Source organism: Mucilaginibacter gossypii (assembly GCF_017569325.2).
In the GTDB taxonomy this organism is placed as follows: Bacteria; Bacteroidota; Bacteroidia; order Sphingobacteriales; family Sphingobacteriaceae; genus Mucilaginibacter; species Mucilaginibacter gossypii.
Window position 1 is genome coordinate 2,768,910 of sequence record NZ_CP071878.2, and the last position, 12,785, is coordinate 2,781,694.

Genomic DNA, 12,785 nt, shown 5'->3' on the forward strand with positions numbered 1-12,785 from the left:
GTGAAGTTTTTACTAAGTTTTAATTTTAACCATTAAATTACCTGTTTAAAGGTCGCGCGCAATTTGCATGACTTTTTCCGCTTCAATGCGACGGTGGATCTCATGCACCATGCTGTCCATTTCCGCGGCGCATTCGCGGAGTTTTGAAAAAATCTCTTTTCTCTCGCTTTCATCTTCAGTCATATCCAGCAGGTTTACCAATCCGAGCATAGTTGCCACGGGCCGCCTTATCTCATGTGAGCTTATCCACGCAACCTCACGGAGTAAACGGTTCTGCCTGTTAATCTCTTCTTCTTTTTCTTTACGGTAGGTTATATCCTGACAAACGATGATGTAACCCTGAAAAGCGTTATTTTCATCATATGCCGGGGTTAGCTGGGCTGATACCCAAACCGGGGTTCTGTTTTTGGTATAAATGATTGTATCTATACCAAAAGCTTCCCTGGCCTGTTGCTTTCTTATTAACGTTTGGATCACCGGGTCATCAGGGTCTGTCAAAAAATCACCCGGCATTTTATTTACCACCTCTTCCATAGCGTAACCGGTCAGCTCTACAAAGGCATTATTTACCCATTGTACCCTTCGCAGGTCATCTGTAATAAGCACCATGTTATTTACCTGTTTGATGATGCGCGCCAGCCGCTTATTTTCCTGGGTGCTGCGTTTAAGGGCATCAATATCTCTTACCGCCCCTATCAGTCGTATCGGCTGCTTTTGTTCGTTATATATAAAATACCCCTGGTCCATCACGTATTTATATTCGCCTTTACCGCAATTGAGCCGGTATTCGCATTCCCAGTTGGTTAAACCGGCGCGGCTGATCTTTTCCTGGCTGCTCACTACTTCTTCCATATCATCCGGATGAATCAGTGACCGCCACCATTCCAGCTCATAACTAATTTCATCGAGCGGTATTTGCACCAAATGCGTAAGGCTTGTATTGTATACCAGTTTATTTTCAACAATATTAAGGTCATAAACAACATCCCTCGTCGCCTGGGCCACCAGTTCGTAACGTTCAACTGCTTCTTTTAACCGTTCATCTTTAAGCCTGTCTTCGGTAATGTCGGCGAAGTATACAGCAACGCCTTCATCAGTAGGATATGCAGCCATTCTCAGCCAGCGCTGCAGGACAACCGAGTAATCTTCATGCCTTACAATAATCCTTTCTTCAAGCGCTTTCTGGTAAACATGATAAAACTTATTTTCGGCTTTAGGAAAAAACTCAAAAACACTTGCACCAATAATCCGACTTCTGTCTGTTTTAACCATCTCCCGAAAAATATCGTTTATCCGGGTTATTTTCATTTGGTGGTCGAGCTCGAAAAAGCAATCGGTGATACTGTTCAGAGTATGCTCAAAGCTATACTGGTACCGGTTACGCTCCATTTCCAATTGCTTGAGCTCAGTAATATCCTGTAGCGAACCTGCTATTTTAAGTTCCTGCTCCCCGCTGCTTTCTACGCGGGCAAGCTGCCGGATGTAACGGGTTGTGCCGTCCAGCGCAGTAATGCGGTGCGTTATATCGAGTTGTTTACCGGTACTGATCAGGTCATGCAAAGCGTTGATCATCAGCGGCCGGTCTTCCGGAAAAATATGCTGTACATAAATATCGAAAGCTTCGCGCCCATCTCGTTTCAAGCCCGCAATGCGATAAACTTCGTCTGACCATATCAACTTGTTTTCGCGAGGGTAGAATTCCCATCCGGCCACCCGCGACAACAACTGGGTTTCACTGAGCTTGTGTTTTTCTTCTAAAAGCTCCTGGTTTACTTTTTCAAGAGCCCGCTCAAATGCCACCCGTTCGGTCATATCACGTATCATAACCATGATATGGGGCTTTTTATTGAACCAGATTTTATGGGAGGTAATATTTACATAAATCAGTTGCCCGTCCTTTTTAATGTGACGCCAGGTACCGCTATCATTGAGCTTACTGTTCACCCGCTCTGATGAAGAAATCACATTTTCCCGGTCTTCCAAAGGCCTGATATCCAAAATTGTCCGCTGCCTGAACTCTTCCGCACTGTAGCCATAAACGGCAATGGCGGCATCATTTACCGAAATGAACCGGAGTGTCCCCGGCTCGTAAATCCACATCGGGTTTGGATTGGATTCATACATGCTCCGGTATTGCTTTTCGCTCTGCTTCAACCTTTGGTCTTCTGACCTGATCAAAGCGTAAAGAGCAATTGCTGTAACCACCACAAACAAGCACCCCTTTCCTAAACTCAGCCACAGGTATTGGTTGGGGCTAAGTATTCCTTCGAAATAAAACAATAGCCGGTCACTGAACATGATCCACAACAGGCTAATCAACAAATAAGCAAAGGCAATTCCAAACGCCCCTTTTCTCATATATAGTTAGTAAATCAATAAAGTTGTTAAACGTTATTGTTAATTAGTAAGTTACCAATTAAAAAAATTAAGCCCCTGAGTTAAAGTTAAACCTTTGTATAAATGGCAGACATAAAATTGTAACATCTATGTTACCTTCGACATTTATTAATGGCAACGCCAAACCATCTCCGTGTTTTTTTTCGTAAAATCATAAATTATTGCATACCCCTTAAAAACATTGTTACCCGGTATCTCTATGCGACTGAACTTTACCCGCAATTTGCAGCTCGGCTACGGGTTTTCAATATTGATCCTGTTGATCGTAGGATTGTTTTCTTACGCTACGATTAATAATTTGCTAAACAGCAATAAAGCTGTTGGGCACAGCACGCTGGTGATCCAGAAGCTTGAACAAGCTATTTCATCAATGAAAGATGCAGAAACAGGGCAGCGTGGCTTTCTGCTTACCGGCAAGACCGCCTTCTTAGGCCCTTATAAGGGCGCCTATCTCAAAACACAGCGCCTGATTAGTGAGGTAAGTGCCTTAACCGCCGATAACGCCCTGCAGCAAGCCAACATGGCAGGCATCCGTGCAATACTAACCCATCGAATGGCTATCCTGGAGCAACTTGTTTCAAAAAAACAACATCAACAGCTTGTTTCCACTGCCGATCTGGAAGAAGGAAGATCTGCCATGGATGAATTACGACATGCCATTGACCATGCAGAAGATACCGAACGCAAACTATTGGATGAACGCCGGGCAGTTTTGGAGCGTTATACCTTTGTTGCTCCTGCAGCCATAATCGTAGTGCTCATACTCGCCGTTGTGATCGCCTCACTATCATATATCAGTGCAATTCGCGATGTGAAGGTCAAAGACCGTCTACAGCGGGAACTGGAGGTCAAAGAACAGGAGACCGCGGCTTTTAATGAGGAACTTACCGCGGCTAACGAAGAGATCAGCACAGCAAACGAAGAACTCATCTCTATCAATGGTGAGCTTTTGGAGGCACAACAAGCACTTTCACGGATGAACGGATCGCTGGAGGAACTGGTAGCCGCACGCACTAAATCCCTTGCAGAAAGCGAAGAGGAAACACAAGCCCTTAATGAAGAACTTACAGCTATTAACGAAGAACTTGCGGCATCAAACGAAGAAATGCTGGCAAGTAATGAGGAACTGCAAAGAAGCAGGGAAGAAATACAAAAGAAGGAGCAGTTATTCCGTTCTATCGCCGTCAATATTCCCCGCTCGCTCATCCTCGTTATTGACAGGGAGCAAAACCTTATAACGATGGAAGGTGACCTGATGCAAAAATTAGGTTACAACGAAGATAGTTATGCAGGTTTACACATGGCCGAACTTAACTCTCCGGAGCGATATGCCATAACCAGGGAGTACCATGAGCGGATGTTGAACGGTGAGCAGATAAGGACCGAACTTAAAAGCACCGGCGGTCATGATCTGCAGGTAGATTTTGTACCATTAACAGATGAACGGGGAATGGTTTATGCCGGACTGGTGATCGCGCTTGACATATCCGATCAGAAAAAAGCAGAGGAACGCAGTGCCAAACTGGCCGCTATCGTAGAATCATCAGATGATGCGATAATAGGCAAATCGCTGGAGGGGACGATCACCAGCTGGAACAAATCTGCAGAAAGGATCTTTGGTTATCCAGCCTCCGAAATGATAGGACAATCTATTCTTAAACTGGTTCCGGAAGACCGGCAGGATGAGGAACCGCAGATAATAGCCCGCTTGAAAAACGGGGAGCGCATGGAACATTTTGAGACAAAAAGACTGGCGAATGGTGGTCGTGTCCTGGACGTATCCCTAACCATTTCGCCTATACGTGACAAACACGGAAAGATCACCGGGGTTTCCAAGATCGCCAGGGATATTTCAGAACAGAAACAGGACGAGCTGCGAAAAAATGATTTTATAGGCATGGTGAGCCATGAACTTAAAACCCCGTTAACCTCGCTGATGGCGCTGATCCAGGTAGCTAACCTCAAGTTGAAAAATAATCCTGATAATTTTCTCGCGGGTGCTATGGAAAAAGCGGATATCCAAGCGAAGCGGATGAGCAGCATGATTAACGGGTTCCTGAATATATCGCGCCTGGAATCGGGCAAAATCGCGATCAATAAAGAATTATTTGATCTGGACCTGCTGATCAGGGAAGTTGTTGAGGAATACGAGCTCACTGTTTCCACTCATATTATTGACATTGATATCAGTAATCATGTGCAGGTTAACGCCGACAGGGAAAAGATCGGCTCGGTAATTTCCAACCTGATTAGCAACGCCGTTAAATACTCGCCCAAACGCAGGAAGATTGAAGTGAAATGCGCTCCGGTCAATGGCTTTGCACAGGTTAGCATAAAAGATGAGGGAATGGGGGTTAATGCACAGGACCTGCCGAGGATCTTTGACCGTTATTACCGGGTTGAAAGCAACCAAACCCGTCATATTTCAGGTTTCGGTATAGGACTTTATTTAAGTGCCGAGATCGTCCGCCGGCACGAAGGACAGATCTGGGCAGAAAGCGAAAGCGGCACAGGATCTGTTTTTCACTTCAGTTTACCGTTGGCTTAAACCGAGCATCCTTACGGGTATTACGGGTAACCGGAGATTTTTTATTAATTTACATATGGCACCCGTTAAAGTTTAAAGTAGCATAAGATGCCCGAAAAAAACGGCATTTTATTTACATTACATCACCTGGGCAATAGTGAACGGGTTTGGGGATGTGCTACGGAATGGGGAGTTGTGGCACCTGTTTGGTACAAATTACCGGCCATAACTCAGCAATAAAAATAAATGTACTGAGCTGCAGCATCCTGATCAATGACGATCTATCAAATACGGATATATTTATACCGGAGAAAATATATTAAAAGATCCTGTGAATGCTGATATAGCCTTGCTAATGTTTTTAATTCTATTTCTTTTTCGATGTTGCTAATCATTTCTTTCAACAAAGCTTTAAAATAACTGAATACTAATAAATTACATAACACAAGGATAGCTTTTAAATTAGCAGATGTAGTTGAATATACCTAAATTTAAAAAAAGATTGATGCATACAGGCTCCCAACCAAAGATGAAACGAGCTGACACGATACCAAAATGCAAACTGATTATCCTGTGCTTTCTTTTGGCCATTTCAGCAAACGCGCAGGAAATTACCAGGCACCATGTTGATTCTTTGCTTTCGCAAAAAAGCTTCCCTGGTTCTGCCGCCGACCGCATCCATGTTGCGCTGCAACTGGCGGAGTTTTTCACCCATCTGCGCCACCCTTCCACTGCACAGTTGGATAGTGCTTCTCACTTTATTAACCAGGCCGAACAGCTTAATTACCGCTCTCCGCAGGCTGAAACCAGCTTTCGCATTGCATTGATCCGTTCGGCTTTTTACAAGTCGAAAGGCCAATCCAAAAACGGCCGCGCATTGCTTGAACAAACCATACAGGAAATTAAGCAGGCACATAACTGGGTGCTGCTTGGTAAAGCTTATTTTGAGTTATCTGAATATTACAGCCAGGATTTTTTACAGCAAAGCATGATTTCCCGGATTGATTACCTGAACCAGGCCATCGGTGCTTTTGAACGTACAAACCACCTGGTTGAACTTGCCCGGTGTTACCGGTTACTAGCCGACCTTCACCAGATGATGAATGATTATACCCTTGCTTTTGCCGAAACTAAAAAAGCATTAGCCTATTATGACCAGGCCCATTACACGGAAACCCAGGGGCTGTACGCGTTATTAGGAAGGCTGTATTATACCCAGGGCGACTATAAAACAGCAATCAGCTATGAACTGAGGGCCCTGAAAATTGCCACCACAAGCCACGCGGATAATGTGAGGTTAATATGCCAGATCAACAATAACCTGGGCTATAATTTTGTAAAGCTTGGCGACAATCAAAAGGCCATCAATTATTTTTCACGTGCTTTGGAAATTGCCAAATCAGAGAAAGATAATGCAACCATATACCTGCTGGCAGGCAATATAGTTGATGTTTACCTCCGGATGCATAAGCCCCAAAAAGCCCAAGCTTTTTTAACACAGGTAACTCGAAAATTCATACAGCCCTCCGGAGAATTATATGAAGGAGGCGATGAGCTAAGTCAAACCTATCTTAAAGTTTACCTGGCATTAAAACAGTATGATACGGCCAAACTTTACTGCGACAAACTGATACAGCAAACTAACAATCCCAACCTCAACTTATATGCCCGGACCAGCTATTATGAACTAATCATTAAGTTTTACACCGCAACCTCCAGGTTTGCCGAAGCGTTAAAATACCTCAAAATGAATCAGGATCTATTGAGGAAGATTGGCAATAACAATGACCTTGGCACCAATGAAACTCTTTGGTTTGGCCTTGATACCAGCCGGAGGCAGTATCAGTCGGCTATTCATCATCTTATATCAGCCAATACCATCAAAGACTCGATATTCAATACCACCAAAAGCAAACAGATTGAGCAGTTGCAAATTGAGTATGAAACCCGGCAAAAAGAAGCACAAATTACACTTTTAAACCAAAAGAGCAAGCTTGAGCAGGCTAATTTACAGCAGGCCAACCTGGTTAAAAACCTTACTATCGGCGCCATATTTTTATTACTGGTCATAGCGGCTTTATTATTCAGGCAAAACGTACATAAGCAAAAAAGCAACGAGGTGATCACTTCCAAAAACGTTCTTCTGGAAGATTTGCTGCTGCAAAAAGAATGGTTATTGAAAGAAGTACATCACCGGGTAAAAAATAACCTGCAAATTGTAATGAGCATTCTGAACACCCAGTCGGCTTATTTACAAAATGATATCGCGCTTGAAGCAATTCGCGGCAGCCAACACCGGGTAAACGCTATCGCGCTTTTACACCAGAAACTCTACAGCAGTACAACCACTGCCCTCGTATCTATGCCCGCTTATATTGGTGAATTGATCGATTACCTGAGCGATTCGTTCGATACAGGTTACAGGCAGATCAAAATAAACCAGGTATTAAATCCTCTTAACCTTGATCCGGCCCTGGCGGTACCCATCGGCTTAATATTAAACGAAGCTATCACCAATGCTATAAAATATGCTTTTGATCATAAGGGCGGCGAGATCAAGGTGAGCCTGTCAACATCAGACGATGAAAACGCTATTTTAAAGGTATCTGACACAGGGCGCGGCCTCCCTCCCGACTTTGACTTTAGTGAAGCTAATTCCCTTGGGATGGAAATGATGAAAGCGCTTGGCAAGCAGTTAAAGGGGAAATTTGTAATTGAAAATGGCCATGGCGTTACCTTAACGATAACCTTTCCTATTGAACAAAACCGGGAAGAAGCTTTTGTAGAAAAGGACTATTTATAGTGCACCTTAATTGATAACCTTTCGGCCCGGCAAAATCTTAGCTTATACATAAATATTTAACGTATCACAATGAAAAACAAACTTCTTTTAATCAAAAGCTTGTTCCGTTGATCGTTGTTTTTTTTTACAGCGCAGTCCTTTTATTACCGTTAGCTTTCGTCTTCTAAAAACTTGAAGTAAAGCACAATATTCACTAACGCTTTTCAACCAATGATTGACAGAACTAAAAAAACTTATTTATTTATACCAGGTGGGTGGCATGGTGCGTGGGTATTTGATCCAATAACAACGCGAATGAAATCGTATGAAAAAGATTGTTTTTCTTTAACATTACCCGGACTCGAGCAAAAAGCCGTTAGCCAAGACAAGATCATTAATTTGACAACTCATATTCAATTTGTCATTGATTTTATTGTTGAAAAGAAATTGACCGATGTGATCTTATGCGGGCATAGCTATGCTGGAATGGTTATTACAGGTGTAGCTGATATTATTCCTGAAAATATTTTCGGGCTTGTATACATAGATGCCTATATTCCCAAAGACGGGGATTCATGTTGGAAGCTAACTAGTGATCAATATCGCGAGCTTTTTGCAGCTGGCGCCGCGGCGGATGGATTTAATGTAGTTAGCAGACCAGGTTCTGATAGTAGAAGGCGCCCACACCCTTTGGCTACCTTTATGCAAAGTCTACAATTAATTGGTAACTACAAGCAAATTCGAAACCTTACTTTTATCTATCTCAGCGGCTGGGAAAGTACTCCTTTCCGGCAACTATATGAATTACATAAAAATTCTCCGGAATGGCGAGTGGAGGTGATTGATTGTGAACATAATGTTATGGAGCATCGCCCCGATGAATTGACTGAAATTTTACTGAGTATAGATAAATAGGCAATTTACCTAGTCTCGACCCATAATATTTGAATGATGCGATACGGCAAATCAGTCAACAAACGAGGAAACTCTCAAAGGTAATTTTCTTCTTCGGTCTGAAAATACAGCCATTCAACCGAGCGATAGCTCAAATGCCAAACAGGTTCATGATTGTATTGATTTTTTACGAGTTGTTAGGTCGAAAAAGAAAGTGAAGACTATCTAAATGCTATTTAAGGCAAAAACATATTTTCACAGAAATGGTTAATTAATCATGCGTTTGCGTCTTTGTTTTTTGATATGCTTTTCAATATCAGGCTTATGGGCCGCAGCGCAGACGTTAGTAACAGGGCAAGTGGTAGATGCATCTAGCGGTGAGCCCCTTGCATCAGTTTCAGTGACTTTTGCAGGTAGTAATATTGGCACACAGGCAGATTCGCTGGGACGGTTTCGGCTGGCCGGAGCAGTAACGTTTACACAGGTAGCATTTTCGCATGTTGGTTATTTACCCACCGTCAAAGTAATTGTACCCGGGCAAGCGAATAAATTACAAGTATTGCTTGAACGGGATGCCAATGAGCTGGCAAATGTAACGATAACCTCGGTGAGAGGGCAGCGTTATCGCAACAAAGGAAATCCGGCAGTCGCGCTCATTCAGCAAGTGATCGATCATAAGCAGGAGAACCGGGCAGAGGCTGCAGCTTATTTGCAATACGAGCAGTATGAACGAATGGGACTATCTTTTTTTAATTTACCGCAGAAAGTGGTTGAGAGTAAATTTTTTAGCCAATATAAGTTTATGTTGGATACGGTGCACGGGCAAACTTTTTTGCCGGTATTGCTGGAAGAAAAGCTGTCGGACATTTATTTTCGAAAGGAGCCGGAGAAGAAAATACAGATACAGAGAGCCTATAAAGGCGTTAATATATTGCAGTTTATTGACACCGCGGGGGTTAAACTTTATGTAAACCAATTGTACGGTCATCAGGTGGATATTTATGAGAATAACCTGTTCATTATAGCTAACCAGTTTTTGAGCCCTATAGCGGATCATGCGCCAAATTATTATAAGTTTTTTATTACAGATACCATTAGCACAGCTATGGGTAAACAAGTAGAGCTCGCTTTTACGCCGCGCGCAAAAGGGGATCTGTTATTTGAGGGCAAGTTGGTTGTAACGTTGGACGGGCGTTTTTCAGTAACAGCTTGTGAATTAAGGCTAAATGGGAAGATCAATGTAAATTTTGTAAGAAGCTTTGATGTACTGTTAGATTTTGCCCGGCAAACTGGCGGTCGGTATGAACTGGCCAGCAGTAGGGTTAAGGCTGATTTTGGGCTGACTAAAAAAGGCTGGGGTGTATTTGGTGAGCGTAAGGTGATATATCGTAACTACAAAATCGGCGCGTCGCAGACTGCGGCATTTTACCAGGGTGAGACTTTACAGGTGGCTACGGGCAAAGCTGGTTTTGATACGCTTAGCAAAGGCCAGGCACAGGTTTACGAAAAGTTGTACAAACTGGAACAGATGCCGTCTTACAAAAGAACAATGTGGTGGCTGTCCACACTTACAGCGGGCTATGCCGATACCGGCCCGGTGCAAATCGGACCAATTGCACATTTTTTATCTTTTAATAGCCAGGAAGGCTTGCATTTGGAATTGGGCGGACGAACTACTCCATTGCTGGATAGCACCTTTTATTTTGAGGGATACGGTGCTTATGGCACTAAAGATCATCGGGTAAAAGGGAATGCAATCGCTTATCTTTCATTAAATAAAACAGCGCCCTACCGTTTTCCTAATAATTATTTTAAGGTAAGCTATTTATATGATGTAGATGTACCTGGTCATACTTTTTCGGTAACCAACCGTGCTACAGCATTCTCATCTTTTCAAACCGGAAAAACCAACTATTGGCTATATAGTAGAATATTTGAGCTACAATATTTTCGTGATTTCGAAAATCATTTCTCGTATATTCTGGGTTATAAAAACTGGCAGCAAACACCGGCTGCAGCACTGGTTTATCAAAAAAATGATGATGGCAGTTTGGTGAACAATTTAACTACCAGCGAGCTAAATCTTCACTTACGCTATGCACCGCACGAAGAGCTTATTCAGGGCAGCCGCACGCGGCATAGTATCCATAACCCTTATCCTATTTATGACCTTCTTATTAACCGTAGCCTTGGTGGCAAGTATGCCTATACCGACTTTGGCATTAACATTTATAAGCGCTTTTATCTCTCTCAGGCGGGCTTTACCGATGTTACCCTGCTCGGCGGCTATGTGCTGGGCAAAGTGCCTTTTCCCTTGCTCAATATCAGCCCCGCCAATCAATCGCTCGCCTATAAGCGAGATGCTTATAATGCCTTGAACTATCTTGAATTTGTGAGCGATCACTACCTTGGCCTTAACCTTACGCACACCTTTAACGGCTTCCTGCTAAACAAAGTCCCGCTAATCAAGCATCTAAAATGGCGGGAATTCATCTCTGCTAAAATATTGTACGGTGGCTTGCGTGCCGAAAACGATCCGACGCAAAGCACAGGCCTTTATCGCTTACCTGCTGCAACCAAAAGCTCCAACGGCACTTACACCCTTGGCAGCGCACCGTATGTTGAAGTCGGGGCCGGTATAGCCAATATTTTCAAATTTTTGCGGATCGACCTTATTCGCCGTTGCAATTATCTTGACCAACCCGGCGCACGCGTATTCAGCATCAAATTTAGTTTCCAACCTGAATTTTAAAACCAATGAAACTTGATTTGAAGCGGGGTTAAAAACTTTGAAGGAAAATAACACCGAACATTTAGATAACGCCAAAATTATAGACATAGCATCGTTGCGGCTAAATATGCTGTTTAAAGCGTATAGAAAGGCTAAAATTGACGAAAAAAGGCCGATTATTGGTTCGATATTTCCAGAAAAATAGAAGATTTTAGAAAAAGCTGTAAGAACCATTCAAATTAACTTGACTGCATTTTTAATTCACCACACTAACAATAAGTTAGGAAGAAAAAAAAGCCGGGATAAAAACTTCGAAAAGCTTTCATCCCGGCTTGGTACTCCTTGACTTAGTTGGTTCGAACCAATTCAAAGAAGACTTGCCTACAATGTCCAGGACTCCTTTACAAGGAAATAAAAGATGATTTAACCACCGTACATTAATTAGATAACGTTATTCATTTGATAAGCGATTTGAGGAACACCTAAAAAATAATAATAGTTGTTTATTATTTTTTACACGTTCGAGCCCATCAGGGTGCATTTCTGAAAAAAGGCCGTTTTGACATCAAAAACGGCCTTTTTTTGTCTCTAAACGCGAAATAGGATCCTTCGCTGAAATGTTACTGTAACACTTTTGTAACATGATTTACACGTTTAAGAATGCGTTACGTATCTCACCACGGAACGCACCTACTAATGTTCAATTAAGCCTCAGATCCCAGTTTGCGGATTTAAGCATTTTCAGCGGTTCCTATAAATCATTCACTCCGCAAACTTTTCACTGGGTTGGTCAACGCAGCTTTTATAGCCTGAAAAATGATAGTGAACAGGGTGATCACGATCGCCGCTATCCAGGATGCGATAAATACCCCTGGACCAATACTCACGCCGTAAGCATATTTTTCGAGCCAATTTTCCAGGAAGTAGAGTGTAAGCGGCGAAGCAATGAAGCAGCTATTCTATTTTTTTTCGGTTTGCATTTTCGCCGGTGGCCATAAATCGTGCTCTGAACTTAGTATTGCTTCAACCCGCGTAACAAATAAACCTTCCTTATTTTGATCGGGCTTGGCGTAAGGCCCCAGGTTAAAATTGTAATAATGGATCTCCGGTTTGAGCTGTTCGTAAGTGGTACGTGCTGTTACCCAAAGTTCCTGATAATTGAAGGTTTTTAGTGCGGTAGTGAGAATGGCAACCGCACTCGATATAATCAATGTCAGGATAGTCCAATCAACGCCCAGTCCACTGCCAGGGGCGGCGTTACCTCCTAATTTTAACGCCGTAAATACCGGAGTCAATAACGACAGAATTATCAGAGTCCACTGAAAATTCCTGTAGAGACGATGGTTTTTAGCCGAGGTTGTCTTGTAATACTCCATTTGATGACGATACCTGTCTTCAACATACTTTTGAAAATCATTCTGTTCCATAATGGCAGATAAATGGCATAAGCTTTT

General features: G+C 42.8%; 7 protein-coding genes. 5 read left to right on the forward strand and 2 right to left on the reverse strand.

The window, feature by feature from the left end:
- Positions 1 to 45: 45 nt before the first annotated feature.
- Positions 46 to 2,358 carry a PAS domain S-box protein gene (locus tag J3L18_RS11575; protein ID WP_129567748.1) on the reverse strand — a complete coding sequence of 771 codons (2,313 nt, stop codon included), beginning with the start codon at positions 2,356 to 2,358 and terminating at the stop codon, positions 46 to 48.
- A 238-nt stretch (positions 2,359 to 2,596) separates the two neighbouring features.
- Between J3L18_RS11575 and J3L18_RS11580 the strand changes: the two genes are divergently transcribed.
- The 5 genes from J3L18_RS11580 to J3L18_RS11600 all read left to right on the forward strand — a co-directional run bounded on the left by J3L18_RS11580 (position 2,597) and on the right by J3L18_RS11600 (position 11,352).
- Positions 2,597 to 4,945: a PAS domain S-box protein gene (locus tag J3L18_RS11580; RefSeq protein ID WP_129567749.1), complete on the forward strand. Its 2,349-nt coding sequence runs from the start codon at positions 2,597 to 2,599 to the stop codon at positions 4,943 to 4,945.
- An 87-nt stretch (positions 4,946 to 5,032) separates the two neighbouring features.
- Positions 5,033 to 5,164, forward strand: a complete 132-nt coding sequence (locus J3L18_RS11585; RefSeq protein WP_262511165.1) for a hypothetical protein — start codon at positions 5,033 to 5,035, stop codon at positions 5,162 to 5,164.
- A 289-nt stretch (positions 5,165 to 5,453) separates the two neighbouring features.
- Entirely contained in the window at positions 5,454 to 7,727 is a 2,274-nt protein-coding gene (locus J3L18_RS11590; protein ID WP_189549026.1) for a tetratricopeptide repeat-containing sensor histidine kinase, read from the forward strand.
- Between the two features lie 210 nt (positions 7,728 to 7,937).
- A complete protein-coding gene (locus tag J3L18_RS11595) occupies positions 7,938 to 8,621 on the forward strand; it encodes an alpha/beta fold hydrolase (protein ID WP_129567751.1) in 684 nt (227 codons plus the stop codon).
- 337 nt (positions 8,622 to 8,958) lie between these two features.
- Positions 8,959 to 11,352: a DUF5686 family protein gene (locus J3L18_RS11600; protein ID WP_189549028.1), complete on the forward strand. Its 2,394-nt coding sequence runs from the start codon at positions 8,959 to 8,961 to the stop codon at positions 11,350 to 11,352.
- Between the two features lie 938 nt (positions 11,353 to 12,290).
- Here J3L18_RS11600 and J3L18_RS11605 read toward each other — a convergent pair.
- Positions 12,291 to 12,758: a DUF4231 domain-containing protein gene (locus tag J3L18_RS11605; protein ID WP_091170908.1), complete on the reverse strand. Its 468-nt coding sequence runs from the start codon at positions 12,756 to 12,758 to the stop codon at positions 12,291 to 12,293.
- Positions 12,759 to 12,785 lie beyond the last annotated feature (27 nt).